The following is a 17,620-nucleotide window of genomic DNA, read 5'->3' as shown; positions in this document are numbered from 1 at the left end:
TGTGAAAAGACCATCGCGAACCAACAAACCAAAATCAACTAAACTATACTCAATGAAACAAGTTTGAAACATCGAGGGATACCATTCATGCCTGTTGCCAAACGCCTACGCGGCTTATGGATCGATGCAGTGTTGTTGGGGCTAGCCATTTCATTGTTTATTCCAGCGATTGGGGCGGCTCAAGTAGCTGGATTTTCGCTGGAATTAACGATCGCACTCTTGCTGTTGCTCATTGGCGGCTTGATCGCGAAGGCAATTCGCCATGGAATGCATTTATATAGCCCGCCAGCCGAACGCGAAGCCAAACTCAACGGTCAGCTTCAGCAGGCGCTGGTTGTGAGTGCCACCCCAACTGGCTGGCTACGCGGCACGTATGGTCGGCGAATTTTTGAGTTTGAGCTGGAGTTACGCCTCGAACAAACCGCGCTTAAAATCTATCCATTCCTCGAACTGCTCAAAGCACCTGATGCAGGTGATATGGTGCAAGTCAAAATTCACCCCGATAATCCCAACGTCATTGTGCTCGCTTAAGCTTGAAGCGCTCTTGTCGGCAATCCAACAAGGGCGCTTCGTTTAGCTCGGCAATAAGCCAAAAAGACCAAAAGCAAACAAACGAGGCTGCTGAGGCAATTATGAGAGCAAAGCTTCAGCATCGATGATCGTCTGGGCAATATCTTTGAGCTTGACCCGTTTTTCGCGTGCCCGATGGCGCAACCGTTCATAGGCATCGTGTTCGCTAATATTCAAGCGCTGCATCAAAATCCCTTTGGCTCGCTCGATCAATTTGCGAGCTTCCAGCGATTCGTGCAAAGCATCAACTTCTTGGCGCAACGCACGAATTTCGGCAAAGCGAGCTAAGGCAATATCAATCGCTGGGGTTAATGCTTCCATCGTGACTGGTTTGACCAAATAGCCCAGTGCCCCAGCCCGTTCAGCCTTGCGAATGGTGTCGCGGTCGGTAAAAGCGGTTACCATCACAATTGGCATCGGGCGCTCAGCATAAAGCCGTGCGGCAACCTCGGTGCCTTCCAATTCGGGCAACTTAACATCAAGAATCGCCATATCTGGCTCTAATTGGCGTGCCAACTCCAAGGCTTGGGTTCCGGTGCGGGCAACGCCCACCACCTGAAAGCCCAAATCGGTCAAATATTCTTCCATGGTCAAGGCCACTAGCTCGTTGTCTTCGGCTAACAAAATCCGAATTGTGGCTCGCTGCTCATCAGACATAACAAGGCTCCGTCTTCACTAGAAATGGCTGCCTACATCCTAGCATACTTTAAAAAGCATTTACACAGAGAATAAACAGGCAAATAAACACCTAAATATGTAGATAAATTCAATAAATTTAAATTTTAGGCTCGTAAGATTTAGTTTATATGCATGTTCAGTTTCAACTTTTCCCAATTGGTTTAAATCCAATGCGCAGCATTGGGGATATCCCCAATATATTATTTAATTAGGATCATGAAATAGACGTTAACAGTAGAGCATGTGGATTTGTGGAAAGATCACGTTTCATGCTGTTGTAGTGGCCCATGATTGATCGGGATAGATCGTGGAAGAGTTTCCCCATGTTCCCCATGGGTTTGGGGATTAGTGCATGATGTGGATTGTTATGCACGATCGGCGCACATGCTTTCCCCATGATTGTCCACATGACGGCGAGTTTTCCACACCGAAGGGCTAGTTATCCCCATTTTGTGGATAACTTTGGGGATAACTGGCGAATAAACGGGGATAACGCTAAATCTAGGACAGGTTTTAGTTACATGGCCCTAGATATAGTAGGCCTGCCGCGTGGACGATATGTGGAAAAGCTGCTGATAACTCGGTGGAAAACCTCTGGATAGCATGATCGGCTCATGAGCCTGTGGATAGCTGTGGAAACATGTGGACAATCCGATCCCAAAATTTGGGCACAAAAAAGCCCCAACTGAAGCATCAGTTGAGGCCAAAGGAGCGGGCTACGGGCGAGCTATTGATCCGATTCAGGATCAATTGAGTCGATGAATTTACGGAAGATCGAAAGCTCTTCCTCATCGGTGGTCGGGGCGGCCTCTGGCTCAGCCTGCGAAACCGATGTTGTCGGAATATCTTCGCTTTCGTCTTGGTCGTCCATCATATGGCCCAATTCATCCATCACATGATCGGCCACGAAAATGGGAGCTTCAGCGCGAACTGCCAAGGCAATTGCATCGCTCGAACGTGAATCAAGCTCAATGGCTTGGCCATTGTTATCGACAACTAAGCGAGCAAAGAAGGTGCTATCGCGAAAATCGCTAACCACAACTTCGCGAATCGTGCCGCCCAGTGCTTTGACAGTTGCCAAGAGCAGATCGTGGGTCATTGGGCGTGGTGGCTCGTGGCCTTGGACTGCTAGTGCAATTGCATCGGCTTCAAACGGGCCGATCCAGATTGTCACATAGCGACGGCTGTTAAGTTCCCGCAGGACAACAATCCGTTGTTGTGTGAGTAGACTAAAGCGTATGCTATCAACCTGGACGCGAACCATAACGCTGAAACCTTTCTATGCATCATCGTGGTGCATACTTAGTTAATTGCCGCTCCATGCGATGCATCTTACCACGCCACCTAGGGCAGCGCAACCAGTTATGTCATGCTCTGGTGTCATCTTGATTTTGCCATACGGGTGACTTTGCGTCCCCTCTCTAGCGCTAAACTGCTGACCCAACGGCTGTTTGAATTGAATCAAAGCCATCGCGCCGTAGTAATGCTGCTAGCTCGCGGTTGATTGTGCCAACCAATTGTGGCCCGGCATAGATCAGGCTGGTATAGAGTTGCACGGCACTCGCGCCAGCCAAAATCCGTTCGTAAGCATCTTGGCCGTTGGCAATTCCGCCAACGCCAATCAAGGGCAATTTGCCGTTGGTTGTTTGATAGATATATTTGAGGGTTGCCAAGGCCTTGGTTTTGAGCGGAGCGCCACTTAAGCCGCCAGTTTCGGTTTGCTGAGCAGAACGTAAATTTTCGCGACTGACGGTTGTATTGGTGGCGATAATCCCATCAACTCCAGCGTCGAGGGCTGCGCCAAGCGCTGCCTCCAAGCCTTCGCGATCTTCATCGGGCGAGAGTTTAACGAACAACGGGGCTTGATGGCGTAATTGTTGGCGGGCAGTTTTGACAACCTGCAATAGTTCAGTCAATGGCTCGCGGCGGCTGAGTTCGCGCAAACCAGGCGTATTCGGCGAAGAAATATTGATCACAATGTAATCGGCATATTCACCAAGCAAATTAATACCTTGGCGATAATCATCAGCAGCTTGTTCGTTTGGCGTAATTTTATTCTTGCCCAAATTAATCCCAAGTGGAATGATGCGTGGCTGTTTGGCTAAACGTTGAGCAAGCGCTGCAATTCCTGCATTATTAAATCCCATTCGATTGATTAATGCATGATCCTCGATTAAACGAAATAAACGCGGCTGTTCATTGCCAGCTTGAGGCTTGGGCGTAACTGTGCCCAATTCCAAAAAACCAAAACCCAATTGACTCATTCCACGGATATGCGTGCCATCTTTATCGAAACCTGCTGCTAAACCAACCGGATTATTAAACGTTAACCCACATAAATTGGTTTTAAGCAATGGGTCATTGTGATGGAAGGAACGGAATAAAGCTGAGGTAAATGGTAAACGAGTGGCCAAATCTAGGCCTAAAGTGGTTAACCGATGAGCTTTTTCTGGTGGTAAACGAAACAAAAGTGCTTTTGCAAGCTGATAGCTGCGCATACAAAGCCTCAAATCTATGATTTTGGCCGCGACTATCGTTGGCCTTGGCGATTATACACAATCATTTGCGGGCCATGAAATATCCCACATATCCCACATATCCCAAGTTTCCCACATATCCCAAGTTTCCCACATATCCCAAGTTTCCCACATATCCCACATGGTTATCCACATTTTTGGGGGTAACTTTAAGCATTTGGGGATAGAATTACGAACATGTGTTTTTATTAACAAGCGGGTTTTGAAATTATAACGAACGTTTGTGTTATTATGGCTGTGGGAAAACAATTAATTTGACAAGTTTCAAAAAGTTATCCCACATTATCCCACACTTACCCACATTTTTGAGGTATTGTTTATTTTTGCACAATCTTTTTGGGGGATAAGGAGTTAGTATCATGGGGTTAAACTTAAATTGGTGTCCCAAGAATGAGTGGTTCTAGCTCGAAGTTGGCTCTGAGGATGTTTAGTTGTTCAGCAAAAGCGCGTTCGGCTAGTGTAACCCCGATTGGCTGAAATTGCAAATACTCCAAAGGCAAGCGCTGAGCCAGTTTTGGCAAGTCAGCGCGAATCACCACGCCAAGCACTGGGTAGCCGCCGGTGGTTTGGGCATCGGACAACAGCACAATCGGCTGACCATCAGGTGGGAGCTGAATTGTGCCCGGTACAACCCCAAACGAGCGAACTGCTTGAGTCGGTGCGGCCAAAGCTGGCCCTTCGCAACGATAGCCCATACGATTGCTTTTGCTGCTAATTTGCCAGGTTTGGGCTTGAAATTGGCGTTGAAGTTTGTTGGCAAGTTGGCGATTGGGCAGATAGCGAATTGGGGCTTGGCTTGAAATGCTGGATGCTGTGTCCAAACTACGCCCAGCAAGGCTCAAATTTGGCTCGGTGTAGGTCAATTGATCGCCAATGTGCAAGGGCCGCGCCAAGTAGCCGTGCCATGGTGCACCAAGCAATGTGCTTTGTGAGCCAAGTTGGGGCGCAAGATTGAAGCCGCCTGCAATTGCCAAATAACAACGTGCGCCAACCCGGCGTTGGGTAAAACGCAATTCGCTATTAGGCCGCACCAGCCATGCTCGGCCAAGGCTGATTGGCTGATCGTTTAATTCTGCGCCTAAATCTGCCCCAACCAAACTGATGATGGTTACTTGGCTGAAGTGCAAACACGCACCAGCTGCGGTAATTTCGAGGCTGGCACGATCTGTAGTATTGCCAACCAAGCGGCTTGCTAAGCCATGCGCTAGCCAATCAAGCGCTCCGCTGGCGGGCATACCCCAATGGCGTAGGCCAGTGCGCCCCGCATCCTGCAACGTTATCAACATGCTGGTTTGGCGAATCGTCAACATAGGCCTAAGTATACGCCAAGTTAAAAGGTAAAAGGCAAAAATCAGAAGGCAAAGGGCGAAAGGCAGAAGGCAAAAGGCAAAATCAGAAGGCAAAGGGCAAAGGCAAAGGGCAAAAAGAACATAGAGCAAAGAGCATAGAACATAGAACGTAGAGGCCCGTGGTCAGGGGCGAGAGGTCAGGGAATCGGCATAGGATGATAATCAAATCAATCTGTGTCCATCTGTGGCTAAAAACAAATTTTGTGAATGAGGTTTTAACGCAGAGGCGCAGAGTGGAGAGGGGCTATAGGCTGAAGGCGCTAGGATATCGGATGATTCGTGGCATCCTAAAGAGCATAACAGCCTAAATGCCAAAAGCCAACAGCCTATAGCCTAGCGCCCTCGTCGAACGCTTTCTAGCCTTTGGTTGGCGAATGCGCGTATAATGGGGCTAACCACTTTTTCTGGCTGCGAATTAACTACTATTGGCTATCGTTGATTGCGGTTGTACTTGTTGGAGGCAAGCCCATGACTACGCGTACCCTTCGGATTGTGCTCCTGCTGGGGTTGGTGCTGCTCTTTTTTGGTGGCTCGTATACCCAAGCGCGTGAGCTACAACAGCCCATGCCACGCTCGCAAACCGTGCTTGTACCAACAACCTACATCAACGAAAGCTTCGATAGCATTAGTTTTCCGCCGCTCAATTGGTCAACAACAATTATTACCTCGACCGACACGCCTGATCCTGAATGGACGTATGTGACGAGTGCAACCCGACCGACGGCCCAGCCTCATACGGGCGCGGGTATGGCGCATTTCAATAGCTACTCCACAATCAATGGCAATGCAGCGCGATTATCAGTCGTGCTTACCCCCACAACCAGCGTGTTGCGGGTAAGTTTTTGGTATTACCATAGCGCGATTTTTCCAACTTCTGCCGATACGTTGCTGTTGCAAACCAGCAGCGATAACCAAAACTACATAACTCGTGCTAGCTATCCACGCTATCGAGCAACCGATGGTTGGACGCAGTATCAGCTTGATTTGCCATTTGCTAGCGCCGGCCAGCCATTTTACCTTGGATTTTTAGGCATCAGCGATTTTGGGGCCAATCTTTTGCTCGATGATGTGCTGATTCAAGATACGCCGCCGATTGAAATTTTTGGCACAACCAGCAATCAAGGTTGTGCTGGCGATACCTTGCTCTATCCTTTAAGTGTCCGCAATAATTACCCTAATGCGCAAACGCTCGACCTGAATTTGGCTGTAAGTGCCTGGCCCAGCAGTTTGCCGTTTAATCAGCTTGCTATTCCTGCCCAAAGCAGCCGCCCAATCACGGTTAATGTGCAGATTCCAGCAACCGCCCAGCCGCATACCAGCGATCAAACGACCTTGCAATTGAGCAATGGCTTAGTTGAACTGAATCAAGCAATTGTGACGAATTGTGCCCTTGGGCAGTGGATTGATCGCGAGGATTCGCTGGTGGCTGCGCGTTATTCCTCGGTTGTGAGTGCTGATGGAGCGCTCTTCCAAATTGGCGGTCAAGGGCCAAATAATAATTCGCCTGCCTTGGCGAACACTCTGCGCTACCAGCCAATCACGGGGAGTTGGCAACAACGGGCGGCCATGCTTACGCCAGTATTTGGTGCTGATGCCGCTACCCTCAACGGCGAAATTTATGTCGCTGGGGGCTATACCACTGGTGGCTCGACCACGACAGGGTTGATTAGCAGTTTACAAATTTATTCGCCAACGCTCGATACTTGGCGCAGCGGCCCAAGTTTGCCAATCGCATTGGCCTATTATCAATCGGCAGTTGTTAATGGCAAACTGTATATTATTGGTGGCTCGAATGGCAGCAATGCCTTAACCAGCGTCTGGATTTTCGATCCTATTGCTCAAGTATGGAATGCTGGCTCAGCGCTGATGAGGGCTCGGGCATTTGCTTCGGCTGGCGTGATAGGCAATAAAATCTATGTTGCCGGCGGCACAGCTACAATCAGCAATCAAACTGCCATGGATACCATGGAAATTTTTGATCCAAATCTTGGATTTTGGATGCCTGCGCCCAACTTGCCACGCCGTCAAATGCAAGGTGGCGATGCTCAAATTCTTGACCGCTTCTTCGTCATTACCACGGGCTATTCAATGCCAGTTGTCGCCTCGAACTCAAGCCTGATCTTTGATCAACAGACTAATCAATGGTCAGAAGTATTGTTGAATAGCTCGCGTTATGGAGCCGAGGCCGATAGCATCAACGACACGGTGTTTGTGGTTGGCGGTCGTCAGTTTGCTAACAATGTCTTTACTATGAGCAGCCGCAACGAATCATTCCAAATCTGTCGATTTGTACTCACCACCGCCACGCCAACGCCAACGGCTACCGCCACATCGACCGCAACGGCTACCAACACGCCAACCAACACCGCTACCGCTACACCGACCGCAACGGCCACCAACACGCCAACCAATACAGCGACGAATACGCCAACCAATACCCCAACCGTTACGTTAACGCCGACCAACACATCAACAGCGACGGTTACCAACACGCCGACCAATACGCCAACAGTAACGGCGACGGGTTCACCAACCCATACTCCAACCAATACGCCAACCGCGACCCAAACGCTTGACGTGCCCGATCTCTTCTTGCCGCTGGTTGGGGTGGAATTGCGCTGAGGAATGAAAATAAGAGCATAGAGCATAGAGATTGTTTGTTGAGGTTAGAGGTTAGCGATCTGGCGAATGAGCATTAGGGTGATAGTCAAAAATTTGGGGCTAGAAATCTAGCCTTCATGCTCTTCGTGTCCTTCGCGGTTTCTGTGCTTCGTGCTCTTCGTGTCCTTCGTGGATCAAACCTAAACCCTAAAAATAGGTTGACAATAAAAAGTTGGGCATGGTACAGTTTGTGATATGGTGATCACGATTGACCAAATCAATTGAATCGACCAGGAGGAAAGAACGATGGATGATTTGATTGAGGATTTACTTGCCCATCCCAAGGTGCTAGAAACCCGCAGCCATTTGCACCACGGGATTGCTAAATATGAACATTTGATGCGGGTTACGCGCTATTCCTACCGAATTGCTCGTTTGCTCAAGGCGGATGTACGGGTTTGTACTCGTGCTGCCTTGCTTCACGATATCGATTCACGCTATGGCACGCTAGAAAATCATGGGGCGGTGGCTGCTCGCTGGGCCGAAGAACAGGGCGAAGATTTTGCAGTCTGCCAAGCAATTATTGGCCATATGTACCCAATCGGCCCCGCCCCGATGACCCGCGAAGGCTGGATTTTATCGCTGGCCGATAAAGCGGCCTCGTTGGCGGATCTGACCGCCTACGTGCGAGGCTTGGTTAATGGCCGCTCGCAACAAACCAAACGCGAACTGCAAGCCAGCGATCCCTTCTATCGCCCCCGCCGCAAGCCCAAACGCCGCGAACAACTGCGCAAAATGCTTGATCTTGATGTTTAGCTGATTGCTAGCATAGCCCTATGACGATGATTGTGTAACAGTTTTGTTGCACAATTTTTGTTTAATTAATGGTGAGCACTTATATTCAGAAACCTAATTCTGACATTGACTATGACTTAATTAAATGCTGAAATTTATTTGAACAGAACTTAATATTTTTGACCGAATCTACGGAGCGGCGTATTATAGCACTATATGCTCGGATCGAACATCCAGCATATTAGTGTTTTAGGAGGATAGAGTTTATGCGTTTGCTACGTGCGTTCGCGTTGCTGCTATTGCTGGCAGTTTTGGCTCCACTCGGCTTGCAGAGTGGGGTTGTAAGTGCCCAAAATGAGCAACGCACGGTCACTATTTTGGAAACGAGCGATATCCACGGCAATTTGATGGCTTGGGATTATTACGCCAACAAGCCTGCCGAATGGGGTATGACCAAGGTTGCAAGCTTGATCAAACAAGAACGGGCGATCGATCCCAATCTCTTGTTGGTCGATAATGGTGATACGATTCAAGGTACGCCCTTGACCTACTACTACAACGTGATCGACCAAAATGCCGCGCATCCAATGGCAGCGGTATTTAATGCGCTCAAATATGATGTTTCATCGTTGGGCAACCACGAATTTAATTATGGGATGGATGTGCTGAATCGCTATATCAGCCAAGCTCAATACCCAGTTATGAGCGCCAATGTGCGCAAAAGCGATGGTAGCGAAGCCTTCAAGCCCTACATTATTAAAGATGTGAATGGCGTGAAAGTAGGCTTTTTGGCCTTGACCACGCCAACTGTGCCAACCTGGGAAAAACCCGCCAACATCGCGGGCCTGCAATTTGCCGATCCGGTAGAAGTTGCCAAGCAATATGTACCGCAAATTCGGGCTGAAGGTGCGCATATTGTGGTTTTGCTGCAACACACGGGCTGGGAAAAACAGCCTGCCGAAGCGACCAAACCCGAAGCATGGCTAACCGACCCCAGCACTTGGCGCGATACTGGCTCGTTGCCAGGCGAAAATGTGTCGATCAAACTTGCCCAAGAAGTGCCTGGCGTTGACGTGATTTTGACTGGTCACTCACACTTGAGCGTGCCCAAGGCGATTATCAACAATGTGTTATTGATCGAGCCATCGTATTGGGGCCGCGCTTTGGGCAAAGTGACGATTACGGTTGAGAAAAATGGCGATAGCTGGAATGTGGTTAACAAAGATTCAACCAACATTTCAGTCACCAATGTTGCCGAAGATCAAGAGATTAAAGCACTGGTACAACCATATCACGACCAAACCTTGAGCTATATTAGCCAACCAGTTGGTACGGCTAGCGCCGAATTTGCTGGCGGCCCCAAGGCGCGTTATCGTGATAGCGCTTTGGCCGATTTGATCAACAATGTGCAAAAGCAAGCCGCTGCTGATGCTGGCTACCCCGTTGATCTCTCGTTGGCAGCGATTTTCACCGATGGCGGCATGATTCCGGCGGGCCAAATTACCCTGCGCGATGCCTACAGCATCTATATTTACGATAATACGCTGTATGTGATGGAAATTAATGGTGATATTCTGCGCCGTGCTTTGGAGCGTAACGCCGAATATTTCCGCCAGCTTGATCCCAATGCCTTGCCCAGCGATCCCAAAGCGGTAGTCAACGATAATGCCCGCGATTACAACTGGGATTTATACACCGATATCGACTATAGCTACGATTTGACCAAGCCAGCCGGCCAGCGTGTGACCAAATTGCAATTGAATGGGGTTGATATTACACCTGAACAAACCCTGCGCATCGCGATCAACAATTACCGAGCTGGCGGCGGCGGTGGCTTTGCCATGTTCCGTGAAGGCAAAATTGTCTATCAATCGACCAGCGAAATTCGCGATTTGATCGCTGAGTCAGTCAAAAATGCTGGCACAATTGATCCGACGGTGGTGAATAAGGTTAATTTTACCCTTGTGCCAGATTTATATGCCCACTATTTTGGTGCTGCCAGCCAGCCGACTGCTACGCCAGTGCCAGCCCAACCAACTGCCACTCCAGCGCCAGGTGTGCCAATTACCTTGCCTGATACCAGTGGTAACCAACCAAGCTATGCCTGGGTTTGGGCGGCTGTCGCCATGGCCTTACTCGCTTTAGGTTTGGTTGTGCGCCGCAATTAAAGGCAAAGGGCAGAAGGCAAAATTCAAAAGCAGGGGCTAAGGTAGGAGATTAAATTTAACCGCTAAGAACGCGAAGGGCACGAATATTTTGTTGTTGGGATGCTTGCATTATAAACAAATGTCAGAGAACCATTACATCAGCTTTCGTGCTCTTCGTGTCCTTCGTGGTTAAAATCTTCTTCCCCGAATCCCTATGTTCTATGTTCTTTGCTCTATGTTCTCCTCATCCCTCGTATCCATTGCCTTTGCAGGCGATCATCGGCTATAATCAGCGCTACACATTGCCGCACTTCACTATTTTTACTACATAAATTCAAGCGCGATTAATCAACCTCCGGTTCGCTGGGCTTGCAATGAGGATTCAGGTATGAAAGAAGTAGTCTGTATCACGCTCGGACGTTCGCGGCGTGACTTTAGCTTTACAACAACGCTGTTGGGCGAAGAGCTACGGGTGCGCCGCATTGGAGCCGATGGCGATGTCGAACGGGTCAAGCAGTTGATTCGTGAGCACGATGGCAAGGTTGATGCGATTGCGCTTGGTGGTGTAATTGCCAACTTTCGGGTTGGCAAGGCCAGCTATCAACATAACCAAGCGTACACCATCGTCAATCAAGCACGAGTTACGCCAACCGCCGATGGAGTGTTGCTCAAGGCAACCCTCGAACGTTGGACGGTGGCGCAGGCGGTTTCGCGTGAACCAGGCCGCTTCAACTATCGTCGGGTTTTGGTCTTTTCGGGGATTGAGCGCTATTCTTTAGCTGAATCGCTCAGCGGTTATAACGTTGATTTGCGTTTTGCCGACCCCAAGGTGCATTATGGTTTGCCCTTCACGTTGAGTTCGCTGAGCCAACTGGAGCGCTACGCCAAATTTGCCATGCCCGATTTGGCCAAAAAGCCCTATCGGCGGATTCACCCGATTGGCAAGGGCGCGACCCACGATAGCCGTCTCGAAAAAGATTGTGCTTGGGCCGATGTGTTAGCTGGTGATTTTGCCTTTATTCGGCGCTACGCCCCGCAAGATCTGCGAGGTCGCACGATTTTGACCGACGATCCATCGCCTGCTGAAATTGAAGATTTGCGCCAGCGTGGAGCACATACCTTAATTACGCTCACGCCCAAAATTAGCGAAGAACATCCGTTTGTTTCGGCAGATGTGCTCGAAGCTATGATTTTGGCCGTTACAGGCAAGCGCACGCTTGATGAAGCCACGGTATTGCAAATTACCGCCGATGCTAATTGGGAGCCGCACATCCAGCGTTTGACCAACGACGAAGAATTAGAAAAATTTGCCTTTGTGATTCACCCGCTCTCAACCAAATTTATTTATAAAGATCCCCGCTTCAAAGTCTTCAAATTTGTGCCCCAACGTTGGGTTGAACGCGCCATGGCCCACTTGCCACCGCTGTATCTCTCGCGTATGAAGGGTATTAAATCAACTGGTACAGGCAAAGAAATCGAAGGCATTTTGCTGACCTTGGGCGCTACGCCCCGCGAATTGATGCGCCGCCCAACTGCCTTTACCTATCGCCGTTTGATCAAGGCTGCCCGTATGGCCGAGCGCATGGGCGCGAAGCTGATGGGCTTGGGGGCATTCACTTCGGTGGTTGGTGATGCTGGCATCACGGTTGCCCAAAAATCCGATATTGGCATCACCTCAGGCAACTCGTTGACTGTGGCCGCCACCCTTGAAGCCGCCAAACAAGCGGTCATTCTTATGGGTGGTCGAGTTGATCAAGGCACGGCAGTGGTGATTGGGGCAACTGGTTCGATTGGCGCAGTTTGTTCGCGCCTGCTAGCCCAAGCGATTGGCGATGTGGTTTTGATTGCGCCACGACCTGAGCGTTTGATCGCCTTGAAAAAGCAAATCGAGGCTGAAACGCCCAACGCCAAAGTAACAATTGCCACCAAAGCTGATGATTATGTTGGCAGTGCCGACTTAATTGTTACCACCACCACCGCCCTCAACACCAAAATTGTCGATATTGAGCGCTTGAAGCCAGGTGCGGTGGTGTGTGATGTGGCACGGCCACCCGATATCAAAGAAGATGAAGCCGCCAAACGCCCTGATGTGTTGGTGATTGAATCGGGCGAAATCACCTTGCCAGGCGAGGTTGATTTTGGCTTTGATATTGGTTTGCCGCCAGGTACAGCCTATGCATGTCTCTCGGAGACGGCTTTGTTGGCGCTTGATGGCAAGTTTGAAGATTACACGCTTGGCCGTAATATCGAAATGGATCGGGTCAAGGAGATGTATCGCTTGTTCAAAAAGCATGGCCTCAAATTGGCTGGCCTGCGCACCTTCGACCAATATGTAACCCCCGAAATGGTCGCCGAAAAGCGCCGATTGGCCGATCATCGTCGGCACGAGCTGGGCTTGCCAGTGACCACCGAAAGCGAAACCCTTACTAGCGAAATGCCGCTGGAAGTCGGTGGCTCCAACTAAATCAATCCAACGGCGTGAGTTTGCTGCTTGCGCCGTTGCTTTTGCCTCTGCAACGCCTTATTCCCCTCAGCGTATTGTTCTTGCTTAAAATTAATTCCTAGCGAGAGAGTATTTATGCTAGCCTGTAGCTATTGTGGTGGCGATGTCCCCGACGATTGGGAAGAATGTGCGACCTGTGGCTGGTTGCGTGATGGCTCGTTGGCCTTGCCACTTGAGCCACTCAAATGCCCATATTGTGGTGATGATGTGGCCGATGATTGGGAAGAGTGTCCGAGCTGTGGCTGGTTGCGCGATGGCTCATTGGGAATTCCCCAGCCCGCCCCGCCGCCAGCTACTGTGCACCAACGAATTTGCTTGCGTTGCCAAGCGCAGATGACATTTTTGGGCTTCAAGCAATTTCGTGAAAGCTCAACTTCGCTGGATATTTTGCAAGGCCGTTTTGGCTCGTTTCGCCAAGATTTTCAAATTTTGGAGTTGCATGGCTGTGGTTATTGTGGCTATGCCGAGTTGGCCTTGCCGCACATTGGTAGTTAATTGATGGCGCAACAATCGCCTGCTAGCGGCGTATAACCCCATAGCGAACCATAACAGGAGGAACAACTATGGGGTTATTTGATGGATTAATGGGCAATGCTTCGGAAGTTGATCCGCAAGCAGCCCAGCGTGATTTTGCCCAACTATTGGCATGGGGCGAGCAAGTGCAACGTGCCTACCAGCTGATTCGCGATTTCTTTATTTTTACCGATAAACGCTTGATTTTGGTGGATAAACAGGGAATTACTGGCAGCAAAGTCGAATATCATTCGATTCCTTATCGCAGCATTACCCACTTTAGCATTGAAACCGCTGGCCATTTTGATCTCGATGCTGAGTTGAAAATTTGGATTTCAGGCAATCCTGTGCCAATTCAAAAACAATTCAACAGTCGGATCAATATTTATCAATTGCAAGCGGTTTTGGCTGCGTTCGTTGCTCGTTAATCAATATGCTCGCATGGTTTTTCCATGCGAGCATATTTTAGTTACTCGGCCTTAAACTCCAAAATATACAAGCCATAACTGAAATCGCTGACATAGACAAATTGATCGCGCACTTGTACGCCCCACAAGGCCACTTTTGGCGAATTGTTCAGCGGCCAGCTTGCCACTGATTTGGGCTGGCTGGGATCGCTGATATCGAGCATGCGCAGGCCATCTTGATACCACGAGGCATACAAATATTGGCCTTGCACCTCAGAATTATGCACAGTTGGGTTGGATCGCAACGTCTCATTAATCGAATTTGGCGTATTGTAGCGCCCAACTTCAACTGGCTGGCTGGGATTGCTCAGATCGAAGAATTGAATTGCGCCGCCACCATCAAAATAGCTTTCGATCGTTGCTTCAGCCTCAGGTTGGCTGAGCAAGGCAGCGGCGGTTGTGCTGCTAATGGTAAACATCGGCAGATCAAAATCATCGATCAAATCAACATCATCGCCAAATTGCAGCTCCTCAAATGGTGTATTAGCATAAATCAATAATGCTGCGGCCTCGCCGTTTTGGGCAATTTGCAGCTTTTGCTCAATCGAACAGCCCGCCATCTCGGCCAACACAAAAAAACCTTTGAAATCAGGATATTCAGCTTCAGCATCGCAAGCCTGCCCAAGCGCTAAAACCTTGGCACTCAGCGGGGCATCAAGTTTGCCGCCAAATGGTAATTCGTGGGCGTAATCTGGCTCGGCCAAGGCTGGGTGACTAATTTTTGCCTGATCGTTGCTAAAATCTTCGTTGTTCAAGGCCAACATTTGCCCATCATTCCAATCGACGACAGAGTGTGCATCGCCCTCGGCTAGCGCGGGATAGGGCGTTTGGCCAAGGTAGATTGGTTGATTGGGGTCTTGAATATCCAAGATAATCACGCCGCCATCCCAGTACGAGAGATAGGCGCGTTGGCTGTTGCTGCTGGCCCGCACGCTATGCAAAAAGATCCCTGGGAAATTGCCACGAGTCCGATCTGCATAATCAAGTGCTTGCCAATCGGGCTTTTGATCGATGCCCCAACGGCTGAGCATGGTTGGTTGGCTAGGGTCGCTAATATCAACAATCCACAATTCGCCACGATCTTCGGGCTTGGGCGTTGTACCAAAAGCGTTATTGGTGGGCGCAGCAAGCAAAGCCAAGGCTTGTCCACTAGCCGTAATTGTTACATCGAGTTCATGTACGCCAAGGTTGGTTTCAAACCGAGCCAATTCGAGCGGCTCAGTTGGATCTGTGATATCCACAATTTGAATGCCAGGTTTGGTTGCTGCACGGCAGGGCTGAATCCCCAAAACTGCAATATCTTGCTCGCCAATCCTCACCACATCCATATCTTCAAGTGAGGCATTTTTGACGCTTGGTGAATAGCCCGCCAACTCTGGATTAGCCGGATCGCTCACATCAATTAATGTAATTTGATTTTCGGCGGGGCATGAGCCAGGCTGCGTACCAAGCAACACCAAGTCGTTATACAACGTGAGATCAGCATGGCGACCGCTGGTTGGTGGCTTAAGTCGCAAGCTGCCAACTTGCTCGAAATGCGGCCCTGTGATGGTTGGAGTCGCCGTGGCAGCGAGTCGCGGCGTTTTGGTTGGTCTTTGATTCACGCCATCTTTATCAGAGCGAGCTTGCTCGCCAGCATTGTTGTTGATTGTTGCCGTCGCAGGAATCGCTGTCGCATTTTGATTGGCACAGGCAGCGATTAGGATTAGGCAAATTGCCACGCTAAAATAACGTGACCAACGTTGAAAAAGCATTTTGTCTCCTCTCATTACAACTGCTAAGCGCTAGTTGGCAGTTGTTGGTGCATAAATTGATAGAGTGTCCGAACGAATTTAACTGGCTCCTCGAATGGTGGGCAATGGCCGCTGCGTTCAAAGTGAATCAAGGTTGATTGTGGCAAGTGCTCATGTAAATATTCGCCAACTTTGCCTGGGTAAAGCCAGCTTTGCGAACCATAGCACAACAAAATTGGTACATCCATACTTGCCAACAAATCACGATAATCGCGGTCGGCCATATCTTCGGCTAATGGCAAGAGCGCTTTGCGATCATAGTTGCGGCGATAGGGCGAGGTCAGCCAGGTTGCAAAGCGCAACAATGTACGATTAGGGTGCACAACACCCATGGCAAAGCGGCGCAATACGCGGCGTTGTTGGCTCTCAAACAGTTGGCGCATGCTGGTGATATGGTCGGGCGTGTAGGCTCCGAACAAACCCATGGTCCATTCTGTGCTGGTTTGCATACATGGAGTTTGATCGACCAGAACAATGCTTTTGAGCTGAGAAACCCCAAATTGACGCGCATATTCAAAGGTTGTTAGGCCACCCATCGACCAGCCAACGATCGTTGGTTGCTCAAGTTTGAGGTGTTCGATCAACTGATGCAAATCTTTGGCTAAACGACTGATTGTCAATTCTCCTTGGCCTGGGGTGCGTCCGTGGCCGCGCAAGTCGATTGCGATACAACGATACCAACGGCGCAAGGCTGTGGTAATGCCAACCCAATGTGAGCCAGCGCTCGTCCAACCATGAATAAAAATGATTGCGGGTTTTTGGCCGCCAGTGTCGCTATAAAAAATCGGGTTTTGATCATCGGCAAGAAAGCTCGACATAGCATCCTCCATAGTTTAATGATGTTTCGCGGCCAGCAAGATCGATTTGTGACGTTATTTGACACAACCGTCAACTATACTCAGCTCAAAACCAAGCGGGTCGTGATAGAAAACGCTGGGATGAGTATTAAACGATGAACTGGAGTACAAACGATGGAACAGGAAGCTTTAGTTACCCGCACCTACCGCGCTGCAATTCGCTCTGGAGATGATTATATAACGATTGAAGAAACAATTGCACTCCCTCCAACGGCTGATGATGCAGCAATCAGTCAAGCGGTTGAAACTGGCTGGCGGATTTTTCGGGCGCAGCAAGCAGCAGTTGAGGCGCAAATTAGCGCCTTGCGTGATGCTCACCCTGCGACAACTACGCCACGCATCGCCGACCCCGATTCGCCTGCGAGCGACAAACAACGCTCCTACCTTGAGTATTTGATCAATACCTTGGCGATTAACGATGGTCAGATGCAAGCAACCTTGCAAGAACACAACGCAACCTACGAAACCCTGACCAAGGGCCAAGCTTCAGAAATTATCGATGGCTTGAAGCAGCAATTAGATCAAAAGCCCGCAGCCAGCCAAGCGAGTGCTTCGGCCAGCGCTAGTGCCAGTAGCAGCACCACGAGCAACATGCTCGATTCGACTGCTAGCGAGCCACCAGCCAGCACGCGCCAATTGGCAGCATTGCAACGGGTCGCAGGCCAACAAGGCGTTGATCTGAGCGCTGAAATTCGCCAACGCTTCGGCGCACAACAGCTTGATGATCTCTCGGTCAACGAGGCAGGAGCACTGTTACAAGAACTGCAACAACGCAGCGTGCGCCGCTAAAAGTCCTATGGCTGGCTAGCT

Annotated in this window: 14 protein-coding genes; 8 read left to right on the top strand and 6 right to left on the bottom strand. The window is 49.7% G+C overall.

Annotated features, from left to right (window positions below; genetic code table 11):
* Positions 1-87 precede the first annotated feature (87 nt).
* Entirely contained in the window at positions 88-531 is a 444-nt protein-coding gene (locus DEF47_RS22800) for a hypothetical protein (RefSeq protein ID WP_012191880.1), read from the top strand.
* A 99-nt stretch (positions 532-630) separates the two neighbouring features.
* On the opposite strand, the gene DEF47_RS22795 is transcribed toward DEF47_RS22800, so the two are convergent.
* The 4 genes from DEF47_RS22795 to DEF47_RS22780 all read right to left on the bottom strand — a co-directional run bounded on the left by DEF47_RS22795 (position 631) and on the right by DEF47_RS22780 (position 5,095).
* Entirely contained in the window at positions 631-1,227 is a 597-nt protein-coding gene (locus tag DEF47_RS22795; protein WP_012191881.1) for an ANTAR domain-containing response regulator, read from the bottom strand.
* 748 nt (positions 1,228-1,975) lie between these two features.
* Positions 1,976-2,512: a bifunctional nuclease family protein gene (locus DEF47_RS22790; protein WP_012191882.1), complete on the bottom strand. Its 537-nt coding sequence runs from the start codon at positions 2,510-2,512 to the stop codon at positions 1,976-1,978.
* A gap of 163 nt (positions 2,513-2,675) precedes the next feature.
* Complete coding sequence (locus tag DEF47_RS22785) at positions 2,676-3,746, bottom strand: quinone-dependent dihydroorotate dehydrogenase (RefSeq protein WP_012191883.1); 1,071 nt, start codon at positions 3,744-3,746, stop codon at positions 2,676-2,678.
* Between the two features lie 410 nt (positions 3,747-4,156).
* Positions 4,157-5,095, bottom strand: a complete 939-nt coding sequence (locus tag DEF47_RS22780) for a 5-oxoprolinase subunit C family protein (RefSeq protein WP_012191884.1) — start codon at positions 5,093-5,095, stop codon at positions 4,157-4,159.
* A 507-nt stretch (positions 5,096-5,602) separates the two neighbouring features.
* On the opposite strand from DEF47_RS22780, the gene DEF47_RS22775 reads away from it, so the two are divergent.
* The 6 genes from DEF47_RS22775 (at position 5,603) to DEF47_RS22750 (ending at position 14,121) form a co-directional block, all read left to right on the top strand.
* Positions 5,603-7,756, top strand: a complete 2,154-nt coding sequence (locus DEF47_RS22775) for a Kelch repeat-containing protein (RefSeq protein WP_012191885.1) — start codon at positions 5,603-5,605, stop codon at positions 7,754-7,756.
* A gap of 285 nt (positions 7,757-8,041) precedes the next feature.
* Positions 8,042-8,551, top strand: coding sequence for an HD domain-containing protein (locus tag DEF47_RS22770; protein ID WP_012191886.1), 510 nt, complete (start codon positions 8,042-8,044; stop codon positions 8,549-8,551).
* Between the two features lie 245 nt (positions 8,552-8,796).
* Positions 8,797-10,698 (top strand): bifunctional metallophosphatase/5'-nucleotidase, encoded by a 1,902-nt coding sequence (locus DEF47_RS22765; RefSeq protein WP_012191887.1) that lies wholly within the window; start codon positions 8,797-8,799, stop codon positions 10,696-10,698.
* A 367-nt stretch (positions 10,699-11,065) separates the two neighbouring features.
* On the top strand, positions 11,066-13,141 hold the full coding sequence (locus tag DEF47_RS22760) for a DUF8754 domain-containing protein (protein ID WP_012191888.1): 2,076 nt from the start codon (positions 11,066-11,068) through the stop codon (positions 13,139-13,141).
* A 114-nt stretch (positions 13,142-13,255) separates the two neighbouring features.
* On the top strand, positions 13,256-13,675 hold the full coding sequence (locus tag DEF47_RS22755) for a zinc ribbon domain-containing protein (RefSeq protein ID WP_012191889.1): 420 nt from the start codon (positions 13,256-13,258) through the stop codon (positions 13,673-13,675).
* 68 nt (positions 13,676-13,743) lie between these two features.
* Positions 13,744-14,121, top strand: coding sequence for a PH domain-containing protein (locus tag DEF47_RS22750; RefSeq protein ID WP_012191890.1), 378 nt, complete (start codon positions 13,744-13,746; stop codon positions 14,119-14,121).
* 41 nt (positions 14,122-14,162) lie between these two features.
* Here the strand turns inward: DEF47_RS22750 and DEF47_RS22745 are convergent, their stop codons facing one another.
* Positions 14,163-15,914 (bottom strand): PA domain-containing protein, encoded by a 1,752-nt coding sequence (locus DEF47_RS22745; RefSeq protein ID WP_012191891.1) that lies wholly within the window; start codon positions 15,912-15,914, stop codon positions 14,163-14,165.
* Positions 15,915-15,937: 23 nt separating this feature from the next.
* On the bottom strand, positions 15,938-16,771 hold the full coding sequence (locus tag DEF47_RS22740; protein ID WP_012191892.1) for an alpha/beta fold hydrolase: 834 nt from the start codon (positions 16,769-16,771) through the stop codon (positions 15,938-15,940).
* Positions 16,772-16,924: 153 nt separating this feature from the next.
* Between DEF47_RS22740 and DEF47_RS22735 the strand changes: the two genes are divergently transcribed.
* The gene (locus tag DEF47_RS22735; protein ID WP_012191893.1) at positions 16,925-17,599 is read left to right on the top strand and encodes a hypothetical protein; all 675 of its coding nucleotides are present in this window, start codon (positions 16,925-16,927) and stop codon (positions 17,597-17,599) included.
* Positions 17,600-17,620: the final 21 nt, after the last annotated feature.

It is taken from the genome of Herpetosiphon sp., from assembly GCF_003512625.1.
In the GTDB taxonomy this organism is placed as follows: Bacteria; Chloroflexota; Chloroflexia; order Chloroflexales; family Herpetosiphonaceae; genus Herpetosiphon; species Herpetosiphon aurantiacus.
Note: the sequence above shows the minus strand (reverse complement) of the source record. Positions and strands in the feature narration are given on the sequence as shown.